At 63.2% G+C, this 23,666-nt stretch carries 23 protein-coding genes; 7 read left to right on the plus strand and 16 right to left on the minus strand.

Annotated features, from left to right (window positions below; translation table 11 throughout):
• Positions 1-13 precede the first annotated feature (13 nt).
• From RE418_RS03310 to RE418_RS03330, 5 genes are read right to left on the minus strand one after another with little or no spacing between them, the layout of a single operon-like run.
• Entirely contained in the window at positions 14-400 is a 387-nt protein-coding gene (locus RE418_RS03310) for a 5-carboxymethyl-2-hydroxymuconate Delta-isomerase (RefSeq protein ID WP_004933172.1), read from the minus strand.
• 50 nt (positions 401-450) lie between these two features.
• On the minus strand, positions 451-1,524 hold the full coding sequence (hpaD, locus tag RE418_RS03315) for a 3,4-dihydroxyphenylacetate 2,3-dioxygenase (protein ID WP_089180517.1): 1,074 nt from the start codon (positions 1,522-1,524) through the stop codon (positions 451-453).
• A gap of 37 nt (positions 1,525-1,561) precedes the next feature.
• On the minus strand, positions 1,562-3,016 hold the full coding sequence (gene hpaE, locus RE418_RS03320; RefSeq protein WP_025305185.1) for a 5-carboxymethyl-2-hydroxymuconate semialdehyde dehydrogenase: 1,455 nt from the start codon (positions 3,014-3,016) through the stop codon (positions 1,562-1,564).
• Positions 3,013-3,777 (minus strand): fumarylacetoacetate hydrolase family protein, encoded by a 765-nt coding sequence (locus tag RE418_RS03325; protein ID WP_089181648.1) that lies wholly within the window; start codon positions 3,775-3,777, stop codon positions 3,013-3,015. Before RE418_RS03325 ends, hpaE begins: the two co-directional genes overlap by 4 nt.
• On the minus strand, positions 3,774-4,406 hold the full coding sequence (locus RE418_RS03330; protein ID WP_089181647.1) for a fumarylacetoacetate hydrolase family protein: 633 nt from the start codon (positions 4,404-4,406) through the stop codon (positions 3,774-3,776). The genes RE418_RS03325 and RE418_RS03330 overlap by 4 nt, the downstream gene beginning before the upstream one ends.
• Positions 4,407-4,732: 326 nt before the next feature.
• Between RE418_RS03330 and hpaR the strand changes: the two genes are divergently transcribed.
• Entirely contained in the window at positions 4,733-5,185 is a 453-nt protein-coding gene (hpaR, locus tag RE418_RS03335) for a homoprotocatechuate degradation operon regulator HpaR (protein WP_049204618.1), read from the plus strand.
• A gap of 56 nt (positions 5,186-5,241) precedes the next feature.
• Here hpaR and RE418_RS03340 read toward each other — a convergent pair whose 3' ends face one another.
• From RE418_RS03340 to RE418_RS03370, 7 genes are all read right to left on the minus strand, one after another.
• A complete protein-coding gene (locus tag RE418_RS03340) occupies positions 5,242-6,033 on the minus strand; it encodes an SDR family oxidoreductase (RefSeq protein WP_089181646.1) in 792 nt (263 codons plus the stop codon).
• 4 nt (positions 6,034-6,037) lie between these two features.
• Positions 6,038-6,835, minus strand: a complete 798-nt coding sequence (locus tag RE418_RS03345) for a MoaF C-terminal domain-containing protein (protein WP_049204614.1) — start codon at positions 6,833-6,835, stop codon at positions 6,038-6,040.
• An 11-nt stretch (positions 6,836-6,846) separates the two neighbouring features.
• Complete coding sequence (locus RE418_RS03350; protein WP_043136148.1) at positions 6,847-7,629, minus strand: SDR family NAD(P)-dependent oxidoreductase; 783 nt, start codon at positions 7,627-7,629, stop codon at positions 6,847-6,849.
• Positions 7,622-8,212 (minus strand): DUF3156 family protein, encoded by a 591-nt coding sequence (locus RE418_RS03355; protein WP_043136151.1) that lies wholly within the window; start codon positions 8,210-8,212, stop codon positions 7,622-7,624. The genes RE418_RS03350 and RE418_RS03355 overlap by 8 nt, the downstream gene beginning before the upstream one ends.
• The gene (locus RE418_RS03360; protein WP_049204613.1) at positions 8,187-9,680 is read right to left on the minus strand and encodes an APC family permease; all 1,494 of its coding nucleotides are present in this window, start codon (positions 9,678-9,680) and stop codon (positions 8,187-8,189) included. The genes RE418_RS03355 and RE418_RS03360 overlap by 26 nt, the downstream gene beginning before the upstream one ends.
• A gap of 129 nt (positions 9,681-9,809) precedes the next feature.
• Positions 9,810-10,994 carry an anaerobic sulfatase maturase gene (locus RE418_RS03365; protein WP_089181645.1) on the minus strand — a complete coding sequence of 395 codons (1,185 nt, stop codon included), beginning with the start codon at positions 10,992-10,994 and terminating at the stop codon, positions 9,810-9,812.
• Positions 10,991-12,703 carry an arylsulfatase gene (locus RE418_RS03370; protein WP_049204609.1) on the minus strand — a complete coding sequence of 571 codons (1,713 nt, stop codon included), beginning with the start codon at positions 12,701-12,703 and terminating at the stop codon, positions 10,991-10,993. The genes RE418_RS03365 and RE418_RS03370 overlap by 4 nt, the downstream gene beginning before the upstream one ends.
• A gap of 482 nt (positions 12,704-13,185) precedes the next feature.
• On the opposite strand from RE418_RS03370, the gene RE418_RS03375 reads away from it, so the two are divergent.
• The 4 genes from RE418_RS03375 (at position 13,186) to RE418_RS03390 (ending at position 17,170) form a co-directional block, all read left to right on the plus strand.
• Entirely contained in the window at positions 13,186-13,833 is a 648-nt protein-coding gene (locus RE418_RS03375; RefSeq protein ID WP_049204607.1) for a response regulator transcription factor, read from the plus strand.
• A 139-nt stretch (positions 13,834-13,972) separates the two neighbouring features.
• Complete coding sequence (locus RE418_RS03380; RefSeq protein ID WP_043136167.1) at positions 13,973-15,160, plus strand: MFS transporter; 1,188 nt, start codon at positions 13,973-13,975, stop codon at positions 15,158-15,160.
• A complete protein-coding gene (locus RE418_RS03385) occupies positions 15,157-16,269 on the plus strand; it encodes a class II histone deacetylase (protein WP_060448198.1) in 1,113 nt (370 codons plus the stop codon). Before RE418_RS03380 ends, RE418_RS03385 begins: the two co-directional genes overlap by 4 nt.
• Positions 16,270-16,363: 94 nt before the next feature.
• Positions 16,364-17,170 (plus strand): alpha/beta hydrolase, encoded by an 807-nt coding sequence (locus RE418_RS03390; protein ID WP_049294792.1) that lies wholly within the window; start codon positions 16,364-16,366, stop codon positions 17,168-17,170.
• Positions 17,171-17,216: 46 nt separating this feature from the next.
• Here RE418_RS03390 and RE418_RS03395 read toward each other — a convergent pair whose 3' ends face one another.
• From RE418_RS03395 to RE418_RS03405, 3 genes are all read right to left on the minus strand, one after another.
• Positions 17,217-17,582 (minus strand): cupin domain-containing protein, encoded by a 366-nt coding sequence (locus RE418_RS03395; RefSeq protein WP_019454941.1) that lies wholly within the window; start codon positions 17,580-17,582, stop codon positions 17,217-17,219.
• 18 nt (positions 17,583-17,600) lie between these two features.
• Entirely contained in the window at positions 17,601-18,902 is a 1,302-nt protein-coding gene (locus tag RE418_RS03400; RefSeq protein WP_033636959.1) for an FAD-binding oxidoreductase, read from the minus strand.
• A 101-nt stretch (positions 18,903-19,003) separates the two neighbouring features.
• The gene (locus tag RE418_RS03405; RefSeq protein WP_089181644.1) at positions 19,004-19,762 is read right to left on the minus strand and encodes a helix-turn-helix transcriptional regulator; all 759 of its coding nucleotides are present in this window, start codon (positions 19,760-19,762) and stop codon (positions 19,004-19,006) included.
• 229 nt (positions 19,763-19,991) lie between these two features.
• On the opposite strand from RE418_RS03405, the gene RE418_RS03410 reads away from it, so the two are divergent.
• Positions 19,992-21,119, plus strand: coding sequence for an iron-containing alcohol dehydrogenase (locus RE418_RS03410; protein ID WP_043136185.1), 1,128 nt, complete (start codon positions 19,992-19,994; stop codon positions 21,117-21,119).
• A 135-nt stretch (positions 21,120-21,254) separates the two neighbouring features.
• Here RE418_RS03410 and RE418_RS03415 read toward each other — a convergent pair whose 3' ends face one another.
• Positions 21,255-22,184, minus strand: a complete 930-nt coding sequence (locus RE418_RS03415; RefSeq protein ID WP_025305173.1) for a LysR family transcriptional regulator — start codon at positions 22,182-22,184, stop codon at positions 21,255-21,257.
• Between the two features lie 135 nt (positions 22,185-22,319).
• On the opposite strand from RE418_RS03415, the gene RE418_RS03420 reads away from it, so the two are divergent.
• Complete coding sequence (locus RE418_RS03420; RefSeq protein ID WP_025305172.1) at positions 22,320-23,660, plus strand: aspartate aminotransferase family protein; 1,341 nt, start codon at positions 22,320-22,322, stop codon at positions 23,658-23,660.
• Positions 23,661-23,666 lie beyond the last annotated feature (6 nt).

Here is a 23,666-nt window from a genome sequence, read left to right on the forward strand (position 1 = left end):
TACGACCCCTTATTCACGCCTTGTTGAACAGCGCGTGGACATTGTTCTGTTTGTAATTCAGCACCGGATCCAGCTCTTCCATGGTGAAAGAGAGCGCCAGGTAACGCTGCGCCATCAGCGCGGCAAAGTGTTCCTTGATCAGCGCAAACAGCATCTCGCCCACCTGCTGCCGGCTTTCCAGACTGCGGCCGTGGCCGATCTTCAGCGTCATGTGCACGAAGGCGTAATCCTGCTTGCCGTCGGCCATCTGCCAGGTATCGAGCCAGATGGCGCGGCTGCGCACGCCGGCCAGCGGGAAGATGCCGGTCGCCGCCAGCGCCTCGTTGACCTTGGCGAACAGGGTGGGCAAATCCGCCTCGCGGCGGATGTTGTCGGTACATTCAGCGTAAAAATGGGGCATAACGTTCTCCAGACGGCGCATAGACGCGGGCAAGGCCCGCGCAGCGGCATTTACAGCGTATTGCCAAGTTTGAAACCTTTTTCCGTATCGCCCTCGCGGGTATAGGAAAAACCGTCTGCGCCGATGGTGACGGCCATTTCGCTGGGCGCACTGCGCTCGATGACCGGCTGCGGCTGCCCATCGAGATCCAGCACCAGCGATCCTTCGGTGTACCAGCTCGGCACCACCGGATTGCCCCACCAGTCGCGGCGCTGGTTGTCATGCACGTCCCAGGTCACGGTCGGGTTGTCCGGATCGCCGGTGTAGTAATCCTGCGTGTAGATTTCCACCCGGTGGCCATCGGGATCGCGCAGGTAGAGATAGAACGCGTTGGAGACGCCGTGGCGGCCGGGGCCGCGTTCGATCAAATCGGATTTGCGCAGCGCGCCGAGCTTGTCGCAGATGGCCAAAATATTGTGCTTTTCATGGGTGGCGAAGGCGATGTGGTGCATGCGCGGCCCGGCGCCGCCGGTCATCGCGGTATCGTGCACCGTCGCCTTGCGGCGCATCCAGGCGGCGTAAACCACGCCGTCTTCATCGCGGATGTCTTCCGTCACGCGGAAGCCCAGCCCCTGGATGTATTCCACGGCGCGCGGCACGTCAGGGGTGATTTGGTTAAAGTGGTCGAGGCGCACCAGCGCGCCCGGCGTATACAGATCGTAGCGCCAGGCCAGGCGCTCGACGTGCTGCACGTCGTAGAAAAACTCATACGGGAAACCGAGCGGATCTTCTACCCGCACCGCATCGCCGATGCCTTTGGCGAACCCGTTCACCCGACGCTCGGTACGGCAGCCAAGCGCCTTGAAATACGCTTCGGCGCGATCGACGTCTTCCGGCGTGCGCACGCGGAAAGCAAACGCCGCCACGGCGGCGACCGGGCCTTCGCGCAGCACCAGGTTATGATGAATAAACTCCTCCATCGAACGCAGGTAGAGGGTTTTATCCTCTTCGGCGGTCACGACCAGGCCGAGGATATCGACGTAAAATTCGCGTGCGGCTTTAAGGTTCGTGACCTGAATTTCCATGTAGGCACAGCGCACGACGTCGGGAGCAGGGACAGCATCAGTGGTAAGTTTTGTCGTCATTGTTCTCATCTCTTTCGTTATTATTGTGGCCTGAGGCTCAAACGCCCCATTTCGGGATCGGGTGGTCGCCCATGGAAATGCACACGTTCTTCATTTCGGCGAACACTTCGAAGCTGTATTCGCCGCCTTCGCGGCCGGTGCCGGAGGCTTTCACGCCGCCGAACGGTTGGCGCAGATCGCGTACGTTTTGGGTGTTGACGAAAACCATGCCCGCTTCAATGCCGCGGGCCAGGCGCAGAACCTTGCTCACATCCTGCGTCCAGATGTACGACGCCAGGCCGTACTCCACGTCGTTGGCCATGCGCAGGCCGTCTTCTTCCGACTTGAACGGCAGCAGGCAGGCCACCGGCCCGAAAATCTCCTCCTGCGCCACGCGCATCCGGTTATCGACATCCGCCAGCACCGTCGGGCGCAGGAAGTTGCCGTGGCTCAAACCGGCCGGTTTGTCCGGGCCGCCGGCCAGCAGGGTTGCCCCTTCTTCCACCCCGAGGCGGATATAGCCGGAGACTTTTTCCCAGTGCTGCGGGCTGATCAACGCGCCCACCTGGGTGTTGGGATCTTGCGGATCGCCGACGCGCAGACGGTTGGCGCGCTCGGCGAAACGTTTGACGAATTCCGGGTAGATGCTCTCCTGAATGAAGATGCGTGAACCGGCGGTGCAGCGTTCGCCGTTGATCGAGAAGATGGTGAACAGCGCGGCGTCGAGCGCCCGCTCGATGTCGGCGTCTTCAAAGATCAGCACCGGCGACTTGCCGCCGAGCTCCATGGAGAATTTCTTCAGCCCGGCGCTTTCGATGATGCGCCGGCCGGTGGCGGTGCCGCCGGTGAAGGAAACCGCGCGCACGTCTTTATGGCGCACCAATGCGTCGCCGGCGGTGGCGCCGTAGCCCTGCACCACGTTCAGCACCCCGGCCGGAATGCCGGCTTCCAGCGCCAGCTCGCCCAGGCGATCGGCGGTCAGCGGCGACAGTTCGGACATCTTCAGCACCGCCGTGTTGCCCAGCGCCAGGCAAGGCGCGGTTTTCCAGGTGGCGGTCATGAACGGCACGTTCCACGGCGACACCAGCGCGCATACCCCCACCGGCTGCACCAGCGTGTAGTTGAGCATCTTGTCGTCCACCGGGTAGGTCTTGCCGTTCATCTGCTGGCACACCTCGGCGAAGAATTCGAAGTTGTGCGAGGCGCGCGGGATCAGCACGTTTTTGGTCTGATGGATAGGCAGACCGGTATCGGCGGTTTCCATTTCGGCGATCTGCGGCACGTTCTGGTCGATCAGCTCCCCCAGGCGGCGCATCAGGCGCGCGCGCTCTTTCATCGGCGTGTTGGCCCATTTGGGGAACGCCTCTTTCGCCGCGGCCACCGCCTGGTCTATCTCCAGCTGGCCGCCGGAGGCCACTTCCGCCAGCACCTCGCCGTTCGCCGGGTTGGTGGTGGTGAAATACTCTTTGCTGGCGACGTTCTTACCGTTGATCCAGTGGTTGATGGTTTTCATCGCAGGCTCTCCTCGTAATCTTTTTCACTGATAATGTGGTTAACCAAACGGCCGATGCCTTCGATCTCCACCACCACTTCATCGCCCGGCTGCACGTCGGCCAGCCCTTTCGGCGTGCCGGTGGCGATCATGTCGCCCGGCTGCAGCGTCATGAATTCGCTCAGGTAGGCGATCAGGAACGGAATGTCGAAAATCATGTCGGCGGTGCTGCCGCGCTGACGCAGCTCACCGTTGACATAGGTGCTGAGCGCCAGGCGGTGCGGATCGGCGACGTCGTCGCGATCGACGATGTACGGCCCGATCGGCGTCAGGGTATCGCGGCTCTTCACCCGCAGATTCGGCCGGTAGTAGTTCTCCAGGTAATCGCGGATGGCGTAGTCGTTGCACAAGGTGTAACCCGCCACGTACTCCATGGCATGCTCACGGCTGATGTTGCGCGCGGTCTTGCCGATCACCGCCACCAGCTCGGCTTCGTAATGCATATACTCCACGCCGGCCGGGCGTACCGACACCTGACGGTGGCCGGTCAGGGTGTTCGGCGCCTTGAGGAACACCAGCGGCTCTTCCGGCGCCTTGAATTCCAGCTCGCTGGCGTGGTCGGCATAGTTCAGCCCCAGGGCGAACACCGTGCCCTGCGCCGGCGGCAGCCATTCCACTTCGCGCTCCTGCAGCACCTCGCCGTTCGGCAGCGTGACGCGCAGCTGGTCGTCCACCTGAACGTTGACGATCTGGCCATGATGGCGAATACGGGCATGTTTCATGATGCGGCTCCTGCCTGGGTGACGCGGTTGGTGAGAGTGGGCAGGCCGGCGGCGCGCACCGTCACCTCATCCCCCGGTTTGATCGCCACCCGCTGGTGCGGGGTGCCGATCAACACCGCATCGCCCGGCTGCAGGGTGATGAAATCGCTGATGGCGGCGATCAGTTCCGGCACCGAGCGCACCAGATCGGCGGTGGACCAGCGGTCCTGCTCCACGCCGTTGATCTCGGTGACGATCTCCAGCCGATCGGCATTCTCCAGCAGACCAATCTCCCCCAGCGGGCAGAACCCGTCGCGGCATTTGGCCTTGATCGCCGGGCGGTAGAAGCTGCTTTCCGGCAGGCTGACGTCGTTGGCCAGCGCGTAACCGGCCAGATAACGGCTCACCTGCGCCGCCGGCACCTTGCGCACGGTATCGCCGATGATCACCGCCAGCGTGCCGCCGCTTTGCACGGTTTCACCGGCCGGAAACGGGATCGCCCCGCCGTTGGCGAGGTGGGTGTTGCGCGGTTTGATAAACCACACCGGGGTTTTGGGCGGGGTTTGATACGGTGGCTGGTGAAACGCCTGATCCCAGGCGTCCAGTTGGCTGCGGTGGTTCAGCGCAACGGAAAATACGGTGCCTTTCATGCGAACTCCTCCAATGGCAAAACATGACAACCGGCATTCATTAACATATTAATGATTACTTTTATACGCTGTGCAGCTTTTACGCAACGCGCTTGGAGTGATTTGTGATCGTGATAACAAAATATTCACAAACAACGAACATTAGCGTGATTATTCAGCGTATTAATCATTTTTCTCACCATTTTTCGCTGCGCCGCGCATTTTTGCTTTATCCCTGCGGGTAACTTTGGCTACTATTAAGTTATTAACAAAATCGGGCCTAGCGGGGTAATAGCCCTGCGGTAAGCGCCGTGACAACGAACACCTTGATAGCTAAGGCCAAACTTATGCATGAATCGTTAACCATCGCCCTGCTGCAGGCGCGCGAAACCGCCATGGGGTTCTTTCGCCCGATCCTGAAAAGCCATAACCTGACCGAGCAGCAGTGGCGCATCATCCGCGTGCTGGCCAACAGCCGTTCGATCGAATTCCACGAACTGGCGGCGGAAACCTGCATCCTGCGCCCCAGCCTGACCGGCATTCTGTCGCGCATGGAGCGTGATAAGCTGATCTTCCGCCTCAAGCCGGTTAACGATCAGCGCAAGCTGTACGTGTCGCTGACCCAGCAGGGCCAGGATCTGTATGAAGTGGCGCGCCACCAGGTGGAACAGGGCTACGCCGAGATTGAAGCCGCTTTCTCGCGGCAGAAAATGGACCAGCTGATGACGTTGCTGGACGAGCTGATCACCCTGGGTGACAGCCTGCCTGCCAACGTCGCCGCGCATCCCGCCAAGCAGTGATTTAACCAACCGGAATGCTCAAATTAATTGGCGTTGCAGCCAACAACGCTGCAGCGTCAAGTAAGCAGAGAATTCGTTTCCGGCAACAGCGCGCCGCCGTCCACCACCAGCGTCTGGCCGGTGATGTAGGCCGCCGCCGGCGAGGCGAGAAACACCATCGCCGCGGCGATGTCTGCCGGTTCCCCCAGCCGCCCGAGCGGCACTGAGGCGGCGATCGCCTGATTCACCTGCGCGTCGCCCAGGTTGGCCATCGCCGGCGTGCGGATCATCCCCGGCTCCACGCCGTTGACGCGAATGTTCTCCGCCGCCAGCTCCAGCGCCGCCGCGCGAATAAACCCGTTCACCCCGGCCTTGGAGGCGGCATAGTGCGCCAGCCCCGGGTAGGCTACCCGCGGGCCGGTCACCGACGAGGTCACCAGAATGCAGCCCCCGCCCCGGTGGCGCATCCACGGCAGCGCCGCCTGCGCCAGAAAGAACGGCGCCATCAGATTGACGCTCAGCGTGCGTTGCAACAGGGCCGCGTCGATGGCGGCGAACGGCGTCAGCGGAAAATAGGCGGCGTTGTGGATCACCACGTCCAGCCGTTGGTGCCGCTCGCCCACCGCCGCCACCAACTCGGCAATCTGCCCCGGCTCGGCCAGATCGCAGGCCAGCGCCTGTACGCTCAGCCCTTCGTCCCGCAGCGTTTGCGCCGCCGCCTGCGCCTGCGGCAGCTGCACGTCCGCGATCGTCACCTCGGCGCCCAGCCGGGCAAAGGCGCTGACGATCGCCAGCCCAATGCCCTGAGCGCCGCCGGTCACCAGCACCACCTGCCCCGCGAAGGCATTGGCCGCATAGGTTGCGCTCATCGGCCTATCCTCGCGGGTGGTGCGTGGTGTTCAGCACCTGCGCGTGGGCGCCGACCGCAAAGTTGCTCAGCGCGCTGAAATCGCTGCCCTGATAACCGAGGATCTTACCGTCGGTGCGCATGCCCTGCAGATCGATCATCACCACGCCCAGCGTCGGGATGATCTTCTCGCGCCAGACGAACAGATAAAGCTGCTCCGCCACCTTCACGTAGTGGCAGCGATCGACGTCCGCCAGCCCTTTCTCCACCCCGTCCAGACACTGCCAGGCGTAGAAGTTGTCGTTCAGGTAGATGTGCTCGTACCGCTCGGTCGGGCTGTAGGTGTACATATTGCGCATGCCGATCAGCTCGTCGGTAAAGCCCGGCGGTGCCGCGTCGGCGTCGTCCAGCGTGCCGAAGCGGAATTCGGCCTCAACCGCGGTCAGCGGCAGCCCCTGCTCCACCCGGCTGAAGGCATCGAGCCGCGTCTGCGCTTCGTCCGGCAGTTGGCCGTATACCGCAGTGAAGTTGCCTTGATTACGGTCGCATACCAGCGTAATGCTGGCGTTAGCGCGGGCAGGATCGAGAAAATCGATGAACAACACGCCAGGGCGAATGCTGGTAGCGCGATAGGCGACGCCGCGCCGCTCCCCCCACTCCAGCGTCTGCTCGTCGGTAAACCGACAGCGCTGCGTCGCACCGTCGCTAAAACGCAGCGTCAGCATGGTGCCCGCCAGGCCGTGCTGGCGTTCCAACGTATTGCTGTGCGGCGCAAAGCCTTCCGCCAGCGCGCCAACCTGAATGAATACCGCTTCTGAACTCATGGAAATGCTCCTTACAGGGAAGTGAAAGCCAGGGTCGGCACATCGACGATGGTGGAGCCGCCGTCGGCCACCAGCGCCGCGCCGGTTATGATTGAAGCTTCGCTGGAACAGAGGAAACGGCAGACGCGGGCGATCTCCTCGGCGCTGGCCGGCCGGCGCAGCGGTACGTCGCGACAGACCATTTGGTAGGCCTGCTCCAGCGAAATCTGATGGGCGTCCATCAGCAGTTGCATCTCTTCGTCCGCCATCGGCGTGGTCACCCAGCCCGGGCACACCGCGTTGGCGCGCACGCCCAGCGGGCCATAGTCGCGGGCGATGGAGCGCATCAGCCCGATCAGCGCATGTTTGGCGGTAACGTAGCCGCAGACCTCCGGCCCGGCGGCCAGCGAAGCGATCGAGGCCACGAACAGCAGGTTGCCGCCGCTTTTAATCAGCTCCGGCAGGCAGGCGCGCGCACTGGCGAAAGCGCTGTTGAGGTTGCTGTCCATCGCCCCTTGCCACTGCGCGTCGGTCATCTCGGTAATGCGCTTGAAGCCCATGCCGCCGGCGCTGCCGATCAGGCAGTCGATGCGCCCGGCGTCGCGCAGAATCGCCGGCAGCAGCGTGTGGTTCCAGCTCTCGCCGCTGGCGGCGTCGCCCACCAAAGCCTGCGCGCCGATCTCTTGCGCCAGCGCCGCCAACGGTTCCGGGCGGCGGCCGATGATGAACACCCGATCGCCCTGCGCCGCCAGCAGACGGGCGCAGGCGGCGCCGACGCCGGTGCCGCCGCCGGTAATCACAACCACTCTATTCATGATTCAGCTTCTCCATCAGTTGGCCGATCATCAGCAGGCTGCTCAACAGCAGCCGCCGCTGTTCGGCATCCAGCCGCAGATAGCGGCGGCCGGCCGGCAAACGGCTGACCACCTCCGACGCGGCGAAATGCTCGATATCCACCTGCCAGCGCCCGTCGTTCACCGTCAGCCGCACGCGGCGAAAATCCAGCTGCGCCAGCGTCTCGCCGATCTGCGGGTAGCGCTGCAGCCCTTCCAGCACTCGCTGCGCGGCTGCATGGCGTTGGCGCAACAGATAGCGCACCCCGCGCCGCCGCAGCCAGCCGCCGGTCACCACGTCCAGCGTCAGCGGAGGCTGCGCTGCGCATGCGCCCTGCAACCGAAAACGGTGGCTGACGATATGCGCCATAAACAGCCCCTGCACCTGTTCGCCGATCTCGATCTGCGGCCCCTGCGGCAGCGTCAGCCGCAGCAGGCCCGGCGCCAGGCGTTCGCACGCGTAGGGTTCCAGATTGCGCGCCAGACGATCCAGCGCGGCGCCCGGCCGATAGCCCGACGGCGCGCGCCGCCAGGCGCGATTAAGTGAGGGAAGTAAGCCGATCAAACTGCGCCTCCTCGTTTTCACCCTTGGCAAATGCGTTCTCCAGCACCTGCTCGACCGGCACCGGCTTGAACGGGTTCACTTTCTGCACGCACAGCGTCCAGAACAGCGCATAGGCGGCGGTCAGGCCGATCATCCAGCCGAAGGGAATGTAGATGTCGCTCGGGTTCATCCCCGGCGGCGTGATGTAGACGATGGCCAGCACGATGCCGACGCTGGAAACGATTTGCGGCAGTGGGAACCACGGCGATTTATAGGCGCGCGGCAGGTCGGGGCGGCGCACGCGCAGGATCACCACCGAACAGGTCACCAGCAGGTAGGCCACGCCCCAGGCGCACACCGCCGCCAGCACCAGCGGAATGATCCTGTCGAGGTTGCCCTGAATGGCGAAGGCGTGTACGCAGGGGATCAGGACCGCCACCAAAATGCCGACCACCGGCGTTTTAAAGCGCGGGTGCAGATAAGCGAACATGCGCGGCAGCGCGCCGTCCAGCGCCATGCCGTACAGAATGCGCGGCACCGCCGCCATCAGCGTGTTGATGGTCGCCGCGCCCGCCAACAGCAGGCCGACGCCCAGCCAGTATTTGCCGAACTGGCCCATCACCTGGCCGGCGAACGCCGGGATGGCCATCGGCGTTTCCAGCAGGCGCGTGCCGCTGGCGGCGTCGATCACCACGTTTTCCACCTGGTGGCTGAGCGCCGCGCCATACAGCGCCATGCACACCGCCACGCCGCACAGCCCGAGCGCCATCGCGCGCGGGATCACCCAATCGCAGCGTTTGATCTCCGGCGCCATCGGTGTCACCAGCTCACAGCCGACGAACATGAACATCGCCATGCCGATCAGGCTGAACACCGCGAACGGATCGTTCAGGCTCAGCGTGCTGCCGAACCAGCCCTCGAGCGGCACCGCATGCGGCGACAGCAGCCCGACGATGCCGAAAATCACCAGCGTGCTCCACATGGCGAAGGTCAGCACGATCTCCGCCTTGCCGAAGGCCTCGATGCCAAACGCGTTGAGCAGGCCGAACACGACAACCAGCCCGACGCCGACCATCCAGGAGGCATTGTGGCTTTCCATCAGGGTGTTGAGGTGCTCGAAGTTCACCAGCGCCATGATGCCGGAAAGAATGGTCTCGGCGGTGCCGGCGAAGATATGCACGATCAGGTAGGCCGACAGCGCGCCGGTGATGGCGAAAAAGCGCCCCATGCCGCAGGAGATGTAGTCGTAAACCGAACCGGAGGTCGGCAGCAGCGACGCCGCTTCGGAGAAGGTGGTGAGCTGCGCCTGCATCATGATGAAGGCGATCAGCATCGCCAGCGCGAAGGTGTCGCCGCCGATGCCGAAGCCGCTGGTGACCGTCAGGATCACCGGGCTGGCCATGATCACCCCGACCGAACTGGCCAGGGTGGTGGGAAAGCCGACCTTGCCTCTAGCCAGGTGGGCGTGCAACCGCGACGACAGGTTCATGGTTATTTCCTCTTATAGTTTTGGCCTGATGCATGCAGGTGCTTGCAGGTTTTTCACCGCCAGCGGCGGTAATCTCACTATAGAGAGGAAAGGAAAATGCTGACTATCGTCCTTAAGGACGAGACGGTTTCAACCTGCGGCGGCGCTCACGGCGGCGCGCCATTGCATCGCCCCCTGCGGGCTGCGCGGGTAGGCGCGCAGCGGCGCCAGCAGCGCGGAAAAGAAGGCGTAATAACCGGCACACAGCCGGTTATAGCGATCTTCGCCCACATGCGCCGGGCAGCCGCCCTGGCAGACGCTTTTCACGCTGCAGCGTTGGCACTCGCGGCGCAGGCTCTTGTTTTTACCGAACGGCATCTCCGCCGCCCTTGCCGCCAGGGTGGCGAGCGGCGTGTGGCGATCGGCATGGCCGAGCAGATGCTGCGCATTGATCAGATGATCGCAGGCGTAAAGCCGCCCGTCCGGCTCCATCACCAGATTGCCGCCGCAGCGTTCGGCGTGCACGCAGCTGGGGCTGACGTGGGTGAAATACTGCGCGTAGACCTGTTCGATGTTCATCACGAAGACCTGGCCGATATGCCCGCGGCTGCGCCAGCGGCGATATACCGCCAGCATAAAGCGCCCCCAGTTGGCGGCGCTCAGTCCGTAACCGGCGGTGGGCGCATCCCCTTCCAGCATCAGCGGCTGAAACTGCAGATAACGCGCCCCGATCGCCACCGCATGATCGTAGATCGCCTCGGCGCGATCCGCGACGCCCTCGTGCACCACCATCAGCAGGTTGAAGTCGATCTGATGGCGCTGCAACAACGCAATGCCGCGCAGCGCGGCGTCATAGCTGGCGCCGCCGCGCTTGTCCGGCCGATGGGCGTCCTGCACCTCGCGATCGCCGTCCAGGCTGACGCCGAGGATAAAGTGATGTTGCCGGAACAGCCGGCACCAGGCGTCGTTCAGCAGAGTGCCGTTGGTCTGCAGGCTGTTGCTGATCCGCACGCCCGGCGGCGCATAGCGGCGCTGCAACGCCAGCGCCCGCTTGTAAAAACCGATCCCCGCCAGCAGCGGCTCACCGCCCTGCCAGACGAAGTTGATCTCGCGGCTGTAACGCGGCTGGGCGGCGATGTAGCTGCGGATAAATTCCGCCAGCAGGTCGTCGTCCATCTTGCGCGTCCGTTCTTCCTGGCGCTGCGGATAGTAGCAGTAGCGGCAACCCAGGTTGCAGCCGGCGCCGATCGGCTTCACCAGCAAATGAAAAGGCGCCGCCGCGCGCGGTTCGCTCTCCACCGGGATCTGCTGCGCACGCAGTTGGGCCAGGTTCATGGTGCCGCCTGCGGCAACGGTTTGTGGGTCTGCGGATCCAAGCCGATGTAGTCACCGGTGCTGGCGTCAACGCCGAGATAGTCGATCGCTGCGCCTTTGGCTTCAATAATCATGCTCTGCTGCGCAAAGCGGCGATACGCTTCGCTCAGCCGTTTGACCCGTTCCGGGTTGGCGGCGGCCAGATCGCGCGTTTCCAGCGGATCGTCATGCAGGTTGAACAGCCCCCACGGTGCCATCTGCGCCGTCGGCCCGGCCTTCACCAACCGCCGCAGCTTCCAGATGCCGTCTACATAGGCGGCCTGGTTATGCAACTCCACGCCGTAGGTCGCGCGCGGCACACCGTCGGCCTCGCCGCTGAAATAGCGCTTGAAGCTGACGCCGACCATCGGCAGCGTCGGTTTGGCCTTCAGCGGTTTGTTGGCGTCGATGCCGGCATAGTCATACAACGTCGGGGCGATGTCATACACCGCCATCGGCGTGCGGTCGATGCCGCCGCGCCCCTTCAGCCGCGGCGCGGAGATGATGAAATCGGTATTGATGCCGCCCTGTGCGCTGGTGGTTTTGTGGTAGTTGGCGTACGGCGCATTGCTGACGTTGGCCCAGTGCGGCCCGTAAGAGATGAACGATCCCTTGCGGCCGAGGTTGGCGTAACTGTTGTCGAACTGCCGCCAATACTCCGGCTTCGAGCCGTAGTAGAAGCCGCTGGCCGGGTTAGCGCCGTTGTCGGTGGCGAACACGATCACCGTATTTTGGTCACGGCCGGTCTGCTTCAGGGTGTTCAGCACCGCGCCGACCTGATCGTCCATATAGGCAATCATCGCCGCGTATACCTGCATGGTCTTGGCTTCATATTTTTGCTGCTCGGGCGTCAGCGCGTTCCAGGCCTTATCCAACGCCAGCGTCGGCATCGGCGTGCGATCGGAAATCAACCCCAGCGCCTTCAGGCGCTGAATGCGCTGCTGATAGGCCTGCTGATAGCCGGCGTCGTATTTGCCGTCGAATTTAGCGATCCAGTCATCCGGCGCCTGCAATGGATCGTGCGGCGCGGTGAACGCCAGATAGGCGAAGACGGGCTGATTCTGCGGTGTATCGCGGATCCACTGTTCCAGCTGATCGGCATAGGCCTTGCTGGAGTAGAAATCTTTGGGCAACGACACGCGTTTGCCGTTCAGGGTGTAGAAGGTGTGGAACGCCTCCACGGTGCCCAGCGGTTTCGCATCGTCGAAATGGCTGGTGCCGCCGCCCATGAAGGCGAAGGCGCGCTCGAAGCCGCGATCGGTCGGTTTGGCGCCGTCGACATAGCCCAGGTGCCATTTGCCCGCCATCATGGTGGCGTACCCCGCGTCGCGAAAGCGCTCCGGCAATGTGGTCACGCGGTCGGTCAGCCGCATTTCATAGCCCGGCTGCGCCGCGGTGCTCTCATACCACCACATGCCGCCCATGCCGGCCTGCTGGTTGGTGTTGCCGGTCATCAACATCGACCGCGCCGGCGCCGACATCGGCGAGGTGTAGTACTGGCTCATGCGCACGCCCCGCTCGGCCAGCGCCTGCAGGTTGGGGGTCGGTATCTCGCCGCCGAACGGGCTGATGTCGGAGTAGCCCATATCGTCCACCAGAATGATCAGCACATTGGGGCGATCGGCGTCCGCCCCCTGTGCCAGGCCCGATAAGGCGCCGCTCAACGCCACCGCCAACGTTTTTTTCTGCATCGTTCGTTCCCCGTATGGTCATGCGGACTGAACAACCCGACGCCTCAGCCCGAGAAAGGTCATCATTTTTTCGTCTTATACGTTTGGCGCCGCCTGGCGCTATCTTCAATTCGCAGTGTAGGAAGCGGTGGAAAAGCCTGGCTATCGTTCTTAAGAACGAGGGACGGCGACGGTCGCGCCGGTTGTAGCACGCGCAGAGCGGCGAGAGCCTCGCCCAGGCAAGCAGTGAAAAGCGCTGTAAATTCAGCGGGAAAAGCGGCGAATTATTTCATTAACCTATTAATGAAAATCGCGGAAAATCCGCTCTGAAAAGCCCTGATTAACGCAGTGTCATCTTGTTATTTATGTGTTTTATTGCAATCGGCCTCACGTTGTTAATATGTTTTTATTGTGTTGCCAAATTGCTACAACTATGCTTGTATCGTTCATATATTGACCGCCAACATTCTCCAGATTGAACGATAAAGGGAGGAACACGAATCATGCACAGCACCGCATCCGATGCCTTTATCAACAGTTGTTTGGCGACCATTACGCACCTGATCCCGGTGTCCGCCGGGGTGTTTTATCTGGTCGATCGCGACCTGCGGCCGGATCACTACATCCTGCACGGCATGCCCGATAAAACGCACCAGCAGTACCTGAACCACTTCCAGCAGATAGATCCGCTGCAGCCGGCCAATTTCCATCGCCAGGACATCACCATGGTCGGCATGAGCCCGGCGGCGATCGCCGGCAACCGCCGCTATTACCACGACTTTATGTTGCCGAACGACATGCGCGACATGACGGAGATCTTCATCCGCCAACGCAAGCGCATCGTCGCCGGGGTATCGCTGATCCGCGATACGCCGTTTACCGAAGTGGAGCGCGGCCGCCTGCGCGCGGTGCTGCCGCTGATCGAGCTAGCGACGCGCGATCTGCTGCCCGACGGCGAGGCGCAGCTGTTGACCGCCAAAGAGCAAGAGATCGTCAACCTGGTTCGCGAAGGCGCCAGCAATAAGCGCATCGCCCTGAAGCTGGGCATTTCGCTGTCCACGGTGAAAACCCATATGCGCAATATTTTCGCCAAAACCGACGTGGTGAACCGCACCGAACTGGTCGCCGGCGGCTTTCTCGCCCACGGTTAACGCCCGATAACGGCCGCCGCTGCCGACGGCCGGAAAATAACGCCAAAACGTATTCGCCATTTATGGCGCGGCCTCCCCCTGCCCGCAATCGGGCCGGGAGGGATATTTCATCGTCACTCAACGCTTGGGGAAAAGGTTTATGTCCAGTGATTCGGTTTCCGCGCCCGCCGTCGGCGCGGCGCTCCCCTGCCCGCCGCGGCTGTTGACCGCCATTATCGTCTTCGCCGCCATCGCGCCGGGCATTCTGATGACCGCCCCCGCCGTGGCCGCCCAGCTCGCTACTCAGTGGCAGCTCGGCCCGGCGCAGATCGGCCACCTGTTCTCCACCGAACTCGGCGCCATGAGCCTGGCCACGCTGCCGGCGTGGTGGTGGATCGGGCGCATCAACTGGCGGCGGGTCGCTACGCTGTCGGCGCTGGTGTTTATCGCCGGCAACCTGGCTTCGGCGCTGGTACAAGATTTTACCTTGCTGCTACCGCTGCGCTTTATCGCCTCGCTGGCGGGCGGCACCCTGATGATCCTGTGCATCACCTGCGCTGCCGGCACCGCCAATCCCAGCCGCGTCTATGCCTTCTGGGTGCTCGGCCAGCTGGTGCTGGGCGCGGTCGGGCTGCTGGTGCTGCCACCGCTGTTTGCGCACTTCGGCCTGATGGCGGTCTACCTGATTTTGGCCGCCATCATGCTGTGCTGCCTGCCGCTCATCCCGGCGTTCCCCAACGGTTTCACCGCCGCCCGCACCGCCCGCAGCGGCCCCGCCGCCTCGCTGGCGCGCAAGCTGTGCGCCGTGCTGGCGGTGCTGACCTTTTACATCAGCCTGAGCGCGGTCTGGACCTTTATCGGCGGCATCGCCGCCGGCGCCGGGCTGTCGCCGGCCCACAGCGGCCAGGTGCTGGCCGTCGCCACCTTGCTCGGCATCGTCGGCGCGGGGGCCGCGGCGCTGATCGGCGCGCGCTTCGGCGGCGGACGCCTGATCGTGCTGGGGTACGCCCTGCTGCTGGCCAGCGTGGCGCTGCTGACGGGCCAGCCCCTGCTCCTGCGCTTCGCCCTGGCCGCCCTGCTGTTCAAATTCACCTGGACCTTCGTGCTGCCGTTCATTCTGGCGCGGGTCGCCGGGCTGGATAACGACGGCAAGCTGATGAACGGCATCAACCTGGTGATCGGCGGCGGCATGGCCATCGGCCCGACGTTGGCCGGCTCTCTGATCGAATCTTCCGGCGGTTTCAACGCCTTGCTGTTCGGCGCGCTGGGCTGCGCGCTGCTGTCGCTGCTGTTGATTTCGCTGGCTTCACCGCGCGCACCGCGCCGTATAACAGGAGGAGAAAGGTGAAAAGAACAACCGGTTTCTTGTTTGATGAACGCTGTTTCTGGCACAGCACCGGTCTGCACGCCACCACCCTGCCGGTCGGCGGCTGGGTGCAACCGCCCTCGGGCGCCGGCCATGCCGAATCGCCGGAAACCAAACGGCGTATGAAGAACCTGATGGACGTATCCGGCCTGTCGCGCCAGCTCACCCTGCTGAGCGCCGAACCGGCGACGGAAGAAGACCTGCTGCGCATCCACCCCGCCCACTACCTGCAGCGCTTCAAACAGGTGAGCGACAGCGGCGGCGGCCTGCTGGGGGAGGAAGCGCCGCTGGGGCCGGGCAGCTATGAAATCGCCAAACTCTCCGCCGGGCTGGCCTGCGCGGCGGTGGAGGCGGTGCTGCAGGGCGAGCTGGATAATGCCTATGCGCTGTCGCGCCCGCCGGGCCACCACTGCCTGCCGGATCAATCGATGGGCTTCTGCTTCCTGGCCAATATTCCCATCGCCATCGAGCGCGCCAAGGCCCGCTACGGCCTCGGCAAAGTCGCGGTGCTCGACTGGGACGTGCACCACGGCAACGGCACCCAGCACATCTATTGGCAGCGCGGCGACGTGCTGACGCTGTCGCTGCATCAGGACGGCTGCTTCCCGGCGGGCTATTCCGGCGAGCAGGATCGCGGCGAAGGCGACGGGGCGGGCTGCAACGTTAACGTGCCGATGCTGGCCGGCGCCGGCGACGACGGCTACCTGCACGCCATGCGGCGCATCATCATCCCGGTACTGGAAAAATTCGAGCCGGAGCTGATCATCGTCGCCTGCGGTTACGACGCCAACGCCCTCGATCCGCTGGCGCGCATGCAGCTGCACAGCGACAGCTTCCGCGCCATGACCGCGCTGGTGCAGGAGGCCGCCGACCGCCTGTGCGGCGGCAAACTGGTGATGGTGCATGAAGGCGGCTACGCCGAATCCTACGTGCCGTTCTGCGGGCTGGCGGTGATGGAACAGCTAAGCGGCGTGCGCACTGAAGTGCAGGATCCGCTGCTGACGTTCATCCAACAGCAGCAGCCGCGCGACGCCTTCAACCGCTTCCAGCGCGAAGCGCTCGACGAGCTGGCGCGTCAGTTCGGCCTGTAATCCCCTCTCTGCGGGCGCCGCACCCGGCGCCCCTGACAACCTCGCCGCCAGCCGCTACGCTGAAAGGCAACCCTACCACCATGAGAACAATAACATGTCCGAACAAACCGTCAGCTTTATCAAAGGCCGTCACGGCGACATCGCCGTGCACGACTGGGGAAACGACAAGCCGCGCTATCTGGCGCTGCTGGTGCACGGCTACGGCGAGCACCTCGGCCGCTATCAATACGTGGCGCGCACGCTGCAGGCGCAGGGCGCGCGGGTGTTCGGCCCCGACCATCTCGGCCACGGCCTGTCGCAGGGCGAGCGCGTGCTGATCGAAGATTATGACGCCGTGGTCGACGACGTGCAGCGCGTGGTCAGCCATTTCCGGCAGCAATACCCCACCTTGCCGCTGGTGGTGATCGGCCACTCGATGGGCGGCATGATCGCCACCCGCTACGTGCAGCGCCATGGCGAGGAGGTACGCGCGCTGGTGCTGTCCGGCCCGCTGCTCGGCGACAGAACGGCGATTTCCGATCTGGCTGAACTGCCGACGATCCCCGACGCGCCGCTGGATACCGCGACCCTGGCGCGCGATCCGGCGGTTGGCGCGACGTATCAGGAAGATCCGCTGGTGTGGCACGGGCCGTTCAAGCGTCCCACCCTGCGCGCCATGCAGCGGATCCTCGCCGCCATCAACGCCGGGCCGGGCTTCGGCGCGCTGCCCACGCTATGGATCCACGGCGACGACGATCGGCTGGTGCTGATGAGCGAAACGCAAACCGCGCTCGATCGTCTGCGCGGCGACGATTTCGAACGGATGATCAATGCGGGCGGGCGGCACGAGAGCTTTAACGAAACCAATAAGGATCAGATCCTCAAGCGGGTGACTGATTTTATTACGCGGGCGTTAGGCTAAGGCGCTCCCCCTCGGCATTCAGCCTGCTGAGGGGGGCATGACGGCGTCAGCCTTCGACGATGGCGAGGTAGTGTTTGACGAAGCGATCCGAGGTGATGTCCCAGCGCACCGGGGTGCCTTTCTCGACGAACCAGGAATCGCCGGCCTGATACTGCACCGATTCGCCGGTGCGTTCGTTGGTCAGGGTCGCACTGCCTTCCCACACCGTGGCGTGCTCGGCGAACGGATACTCCATCACGAAGCTGCCGCGGGTGCAGCTGAACACGCCGCAGTTCAGGTTGTCGGTCGGTTCGCCGAAGATGCTGGCCACGCCGACGGTCGGCGTGCCGGCGATCACCGTGGCGCCCAGGTTGCTGACGCTGCCGATCTCCAGCAGTTCCGGCAGCGGTTGTTTAAGCAATAACGGTTTCATGTGATTCTCCTCTGAGGGTTAACGGCGGCCTTTCCAGTAGCCGGATGTCTGGTGCCAAACCTTACCGGCGGTGGTCATCACCCGCCGCAGCTTGTCCTTGCCGAAGATGTTGACGTGCGGGATCGAGCTCATCAGATCGTACCGATCGGATCCTTCGCTCATGCCCTCCGCCAGCACCTTGCATACGATGTGGCTCGGCGTCACGCCGAAGCCGGAGTAGCCCTGCACGTAAAACACGTTGTCGCGATCCGGCAGCGTGCCGATCTGCGGGAACAAGTTGGCGCTGCAGCACAGCGGACCGCCCCAGGCCAGATCGATCTTCACGTCTTTCAGGTACGGGAACACCTTCAGCATCAGGTTGCGGTTCCAGGCCTTGAGATCCGACGGGAAATATTCGATCAGGCGGGTGGCGCTGCCGAACAGCAGCCGGTTCTCGTTGGTCACCCGGTAATAATCGATCACCGGGCGGATGTCGCTGTAGGCGCCGCGGATCGGGCTGATCTGACGGATCAGATCGTCAGACAGCGGCTCGGTGGCCAGCTGGAAGGCGTAGGTATTGATGGTCTTGCGGTAGATCTGCGGCTCCATGCCGTTGAGAAAGCCGTTGCAGGCCCACAGCATCTTGTTGGCGCGCACAGAGCCCATGGCGGTGCGCACCGTGATGCGCGGGCCATACTCCACGTTGAGCACGCTGCTGTTCTCAAAGATTTTCACCCCGTAGCCGCTCAGCGCCTTGGCCTCGCCCAGCAGCAGGTTGAGCGAATGTACGTGGCCGCCGCCCATGTGCTTCAGCGCGCAGGTGTAGGCGTCTGAGCCCACCACCTGCTTCACCTCCGCCCCGGTGTAGAGCTCAATCTCCTCCTGCGGCGCTACCGCCTTGAACTCCTTCAGCCAGCCGCGCAGGGTCTTCTCCTGGCGCGCGTTGCTGCCGAGATAGCCGTAGCCGAAGCAGAAGTCGGCGTCGATGTCATATTTCTTGATGCGCTCGCGGATAATGCCGGCGCCGAGGTTACTGATTTTGAAGATGGTTTCCAGCCCGGCCGGGCCAACGTGGCGCTTGATCTTCTCCAGATCGTGGCCGATGCCGGCCATCACCTGGCCGCCGTTGCGCCCGGTGCCGCCGTAACCCAGATAGCGGCCTTCGAGAATGGCGATGTTGGTGATGCCCTTCTCCGCCAGCTCCAGCGCGGTGTTGATGCCGGAGAAGCCGCCGCCGATGATCACCACGTCGACGTCCAGATCCTCTTCCAGCGTCGGGAAGCGCAGATCGTATTTTTTGGTCGCCGCGTAGTAGGTTAAGGACTCGATTTCGTTGTTCACTGCCGCACTCCCGATTGCCTATGCCATGACATCGGATTATCGGGAGCAGTGGGATCGTTCGCTATGTCCCCTTAGGGACATTCGCTACAAAAAATTAACATTCACGCGCTGCGCCGCTGCGGGGCGGTCAGCAGCAGGCTAAACAACTCGGCCTGCGAGCCGATGTTCAGCTTGCCGTAGATGTTCTTGCGGTGATTTTTTACCGTGCCGAGGCTGATGAACAGCCGGTCGGCAATCTGCTGCGAACCGCAGCCGGCGAGGATCAGATCGACGATCTCGCGCTCGCGCGGCGTCAGCAGATAGCGCGCCTGGGCGCCGTCATCGTTCACCGTCGCGGCCTCGGCCGGTGCCGCCACCACTTCGCCGTGCAGCCGCGCCACGCTTTTCACCAGCGTCAGCGCACTGCGCAGATCCGCCCGCTGCGGATAGCGTACCGCCACCGTGCGGCGCACCGAGCCGAAGAATACCCCCAGCCCGCGCTCCGGCGTCAGCTGCAGCAGCACGCCGGCCTCGTCGTGCCAGCCGGTCTTGCGATAAAAATTACGGTAATAATCGCTGTGATAAAACCCGCAGGGTGCCAGCTGGCGCAGCGTGAGCACCTCGCCTTCGCCGCCGTCGCTCAGCGCGCGGTAAAACGGATCCTGCAGGTAGGCGCCCTGTTGGTAGATCTGATTGACCGCATCGCTGTTTTCCCGCTCGGTTTTGATCAGGCAGCGCGGCGGCCGGCCGCGTTCGAAGGCATAGACGATGGCGTTGTCGAAGGCGAAAAATCCCTCCAGCCAATTCAACAGGCTGGGATAAAAACGCGGGCTAGCCACCGCATCGATCACCGCAGACAAGCGTTCAACCTGAATTTCCATACCCGCCTCGCCATTATTAACACATTAACAATCTACCGATTTCGGATGGGGTTGGCCGCACGACGGCCGGTACTGTTAAAAAAAGCACCCAAAACGCCGAAATGCAAGAACGCGATCGTTTACATGTTAAACAACTCACAGGTTGCCGCGGCGGGGAAAGCGGTGGCCGCTCCGCGCCCGCTGGCTTATGCTGTGGCATCGCGCTCTGCAACGTCGTCAAGGAGATCTCATGTCCGTCAGCCACATCATCGCCAATCGCCAGACCTGGTTCGGCCACGGCAGCATCCAGCAGCTGCCGCCGCTGCTGCTTGCCGACCCGCAGCCGACGCTGCTGTTCAGCTGTCGATCTTTTCTCAACGGCCCGGTGTATGCCGGCCTGCGCGAATCGCTGACGCCGCTGCTTATCGGCACGGAGATCGTCAGCCACGAGGCGTCGCCGCAGGAAATAGACGCCTGGGTGGCGCGCTGGCGCGGCCAGGCGCGGCGCGTAGTGGCCATCGGCGGCGGCAGCGTGCTGGACGCCGCCAAGGCGTTCTCCGCGCTGGTGGAGCATCCGCTGCCGACGCTGCGCTATATGGAAAAAGTCGGCGACAGCAAAATCAGCGGCGCCACCCTGCCGCTGATCGCCATTCCCACCACCGCCGGCACCGGCAGCGAGGTGACGCAGAACGCGGTGATCACCGACACCCAGGTCAGCAAAGTGAAGGCCTCGCTGCGCCACAATAACTTCGTGCCGCACACCGCCATTCTCGATCCGCAGCTGCTGGCGGGCGCGCCGGACAAAGTGTTGGCCTACTGCGCTATCGACGCCTTCACCCACCTGTTCGAGGCCTATCTGTCGAAAACCGCCGGCGCCATGACGCGCGACATGTCGCTGAACGGCATACGCCACTTCCTCGCCGCCTGGCCGGCGCTCAACCGCAGCGATGCGGCGCGCGAGGCGATCATGCAGGCTTCCTACCTCGGCGGGCTGACGCTGAGCGCCGCCGGGCTGGGGGTCATTCACGGCATCGCCGGCGAGATCGGCGCGCTGCGCGACTACCACCACGGCCAAGTCTGTGGCCGCCTGCTGCTGCCGTTCCTCGCCCTGCTGGAAACCAGCGAACAGCCGCAGCAACGCGCGCTGATGGCCGAGCTGGCCGCGCGCCTGTACCCGCACTGGCAGGGCAGCCCGGAGAGCTACCTGACCGATTTCATCACCCGCCACGCCATTGCGCCGTTCTGGCAGGACGATTTGCCGATTTCCGGCCAGGAATTGGCGGTGGCGCTGGAGAAATCCAACAGCAAGAATTCCTGGATCGACTATGCGCCGGCGCAGCGGCAACGGATGATCGAAGAGGCGTTTCGCGTCGAATGATTATATAATCAGATCAACGCACTAGCAGGAGTTAAGAAAATGGGCATCATCGGCTGGATCTTCGCCGGCATCGCGGTCGGCATCCTGGTCGGCGCGCTGATCAGGATCTTCGGCAAGAAGAAAGAGCAGTAAGCGTCACGCTGTTCCGTGGGCCGCCAGCAGGCACTCATGGAACAGCTTCACCACCCGCTGCGGCACCGGCGAGCGGCGCAGCACGCTGGAGTATTCACAGTGATAGCGGAACAGCGCCGGTTTGATCGCCCGCATCATATTCTGCGCCACGAAAAACGCCGCGTAGTGATCAGGCAAAAAGCCGACGTATTTGCCGGACAGGATCAGCGTGGCGATCGACTCCTGCGCAAACCCCGTCGCCTTGCGATGCAAATGTTGCTGCAGGCTCAGTTCCATATTCGGCGAATGATAGCCTAATCCGGCGAAGGCATAATTGTGCAGCAGATCCCAATTTAATGTTTCATGGGGGCCGGAAAATAATTCATGCTGCGCGCCGCAATATAAGAACATCCTCTCACTGAATAACGAATGATAAGATAAACTTTCCGCGCTGCGGTGCATGGGAATAACGCCAACCTGAAATTGCCCGTCAATGACGCCGCGTTCAATGGTATTAATCGGCTCCACGTACATTTGCAAAGAAACCTCCGGCGCACGCTCGCTGAATAACGCGATGGCCCGGCCGATCTGCGCCTGCGGATTGCTGACCGTATGGTCGAATATCGCCACGTGCAGCTGCCCGCCCATGCGCTGGTGCACCTCGTCCACCCCGCGCCGGAACGCCTCGGTGGCCGCCAGCAGGTTGACCGTTTCCTGATAGATCAACAGCCCCTCGTCGGTAACCGCAAAACCCTCGCGCCCGCGCTGGCACAGCGTCAGGCCCAGCCGCTGCTCCAGATCCTTGATGTGCTTGCTAATGGTCGACAGGCTGATATTCAGCTCCAGTTCGGCGGCGCTCATGCCGCCGCAGTCGACCACGGCCTTGAATACCCGCAGCAAACGCAGATCCATATCCGACAATTGCCCTAACAGCGCGCGCTTTTTTACTTGCATAAAACCTTAAGTAAGTTTCGACATATGATTATTCACAGTAGAGAACAAGCGGTACATAGTCAATTTCGCACAACAATTCGTTAACAACTCATTTTATTTAATTAATCGCACTTATTTTCCTGCCCGGAGGAAAACATGGCCGCTGAAAATTATTCGCTTAATCGTCTCGATGCCGAAGGGTTAGAGGCCCATTGGATGCCTTTTACCGGCAACCGTAATTTTAAAGCGCAGCCGCGCATCATTACTCAGGCCGCAGGGGCGTATTACACCAGCCACGACGGCAGAAAGATTTTCGACGGCCTGTCCGGATTGTGGTGCTGCGGATTGGGGCACGGCCGGCAGGAAATCACCGACGCCGCCCAGCGCCAGCTGGCGACGCTGGATTACTCGCCGGCGTTTCAGTTCGGCCACCCGCTGTCGTTCGAGCTGGCCAACAAAATCAAGGCGCTGACGCCGGCGGGGCTGGATTACGTGTTCTTCACCGGCTCCGGCTCGGAAGCGGCGGACACCTCGCTGAAAATGGCGCGCGCTTACTGGCGCGCCAAAGGCCAGGCGGGCAAAACCTGCTTTATCGGCCGGGAAAAGGGCTATCACGGCGTTAACTTCGGCGGCATCTCGGTCGGCGGCATCGCCGGCAACCGCAAGACGTTCGGCGCCGGCGCCGAGGCGGACCACCTGCCGCACACCCTGCTGGCCGGCAACGCCTTTTCGCGCGGCATGCCGCAACAGGGGGCGGAGCTGGCGGAAGAGCTCAACCGCATCATCGCGCTGCGCGACGCCTCGACGATCGCCGCGGTGATCGTCGAACCGTTCTCCGGCTCCGCCGGGGTGATCGTGCCGCCGGTCGGCTACTTGCAGCGCCTGCGCGAAATCTGTACCCAGCATGACATCCTGCTGATCTTCGACGAAGTGATCACCGCCTTCGGCCGCTGCGGTGCGATGACCGGCGCCGAGGCGTTCGGCGTCACGCCGGACATCATGAACATCGCCAAACAGGTGACCAACGGCGCGCAGCCGATGGGCGCGGTGGTGGTACGGCCGGAGATTTATCACACCTTCATGAACGGCGGCGAGCCGGACTACCAGCTCGAATTCCCGCACGGCTACACCTACTCCGCCCATCCGGTCAGCTGCGCGGTCGCGCTGGCGACGCTGGACATCCTGCAGCGCGAACAGATGGTGGAGCGCGTACAGGCGCTGGCGCCCTACTTCGAGCGCGCGGTGCACAGCCTGCAGGGGGCCAAACACGTCGCCGACATTCGCAATATCGGCCTGGCGGCCGGCATCACGCTGGCGGCGCGGCCCGGCGAGCCGGCGCGGCGCCCCTTCGAGGCGGCGATGCGCTGCTGGGAAAGCGGATTTTACGTGCGCTACGGCGGCGACACCCTGCAGCTGGCACCGCCGTTCATCAGCAGCGAAGCGCAGATCGATGCGCTGATCAACGCCGTGGGCGACGCCCTCAACGCCACCGAATAAGGAGAG

The sequence above is a fragment of the Serratia sp. szju genome (assembly GCF_044594185.1).
GTDB classification, from domain to species: domain Bacteria; phylum Pseudomonadota; class Gammaproteobacteria; order Enterobacterales; family Enterobacteriaceae; genus Serratia; species Serratia bockelmannii.

Bases quoted from the DNA above. Each gene is read 5' to 3' on its own strand.
- RE418_RS03310 (WP_004933172.1), bottom strand. From the start codon at position 400: ATGCCCCATTTTTACGCTGAATGTACCGACAACATCCGCCGCGAGGCG.
- hpaD (WP_089180517.1), bottom strand. From the start codon at position 1,524: ATGACGACAAAACTTACCACTGATGCTGTCCCTGCTCCCGACGTCGTG.
- hpaE (WP_025305185.1), bottom strand. From the start codon at position 3,016: ATGAAAACCATCAACCACTGGATCAACGGTAAGAACGTCGCCAGCAAA.
- RE418_RS03325 (WP_089181648.1), bottom strand. From the start codon at position 3,777: ATGAAACATGCCCGTATTCGCCATCATGGCCAGATCGTCAACGTTCAG.
- RE418_RS03330 (WP_089181647.1), bottom strand. From the start codon at position 4,406: ATGAAAGGCACCGTATTTTCCGTTGCGCTGAACCACCGCAGCCAACTG.
- hpaR (WP_049204618.1), top strand. From the start codon at position 4,733: ATGCATGAATCGTTAACCATCGCCCTGCTGCAGGCGCGCGAAACCGCC.
- RE418_RS03340 (WP_089181646.1), bottom strand. From the start codon at position 6,033: ATGAGCGCAACCTATGCGGCCAATGCCTTCGCGGGGCAGGTGGTGCTG.
- RE418_RS03345 (WP_049204614.1), bottom strand. From the start codon at position 6,835: ATGAGTTCAGAAGCGGTATTCATTCAGGTTGGCGCGCTGGCGGAAGGC.
- RE418_RS03350 (WP_043136148.1), bottom strand. From the start codon at position 7,629: ATGAATAGAGTGGTTGTGATTACCGGCGGCGGCACCGGCGTCGGCGCC.
- RE418_RS03360 (WP_049204613.1), bottom strand. From the start codon at position 9,680: ATGAACCTGTCGTCGCGGTTGCACGCCCACCTGGCTAGAGGCAAGGTC.
- RE418_RS03365 (WP_089181645.1), bottom strand. From the start codon at position 10,994: ATGAACCTGGCCCAACTGCGTGCGCAGCAGATCCCGGTGGAGAGCGAA.
- RE418_RS03370 (WP_049204609.1), bottom strand. From the start codon at position 12,703: ATGCAGAAAAAAACGTTGGCGGTGGCGTTGAGCGGCGCCTTATCGGGC.
- RE418_RS03375 (WP_049204607.1), top strand. From the start codon at position 13,186: ATGCACAGCACCGCATCCGATGCCTTTATCAACAGTTGTTTGGCGACC.
- RE418_RS03380 (WP_043136167.1), top strand. From the start codon at position 13,973: ATGTCCAGTGATTCGGTTTCCGCGCCCGCCGTCGGCGCGGCGCTCCCC.
- RE418_RS03390 (WP_049294792.1), top strand. From the start codon at position 16,364: ATGTCCGAACAAACCGTCAGCTTTATCAAAGGCCGTCACGGCGACATC.
- RE418_RS03395 (WP_019454941.1), bottom strand. From the start codon at position 17,582: ATGAAACCGTTATTGCTTAAACAACCGCTGCCGGAACTGCTGGAGATC.
- RE418_RS03405 (WP_089181644.1), bottom strand. From the start codon at position 19,762: ATGGAAATTCAGGTTGAACGCTTGTCTGCGGTGATCGATGCGGTGGCT.
- RE418_RS03410 (WP_043136185.1), top strand. From the start codon at position 19,992: ATGTCCGTCAGCCACATCATCGCCAATCGCCAGACCTGGTTCGGCCAC.
- RE418_RS03415 (WP_025305173.1), bottom strand. From the start codon at position 22,184: ATGCAAGTAAAAAAGCGCGCGCTGTTAGGGCAATTGTCGGATATGGAT.
- RE418_RS03420 (WP_025305172.1), top strand. From the start codon at position 22,320: ATGGCCGCTGAAAATTATTCGCTTAATCGTCTCGATGCCGAAGGGTTA.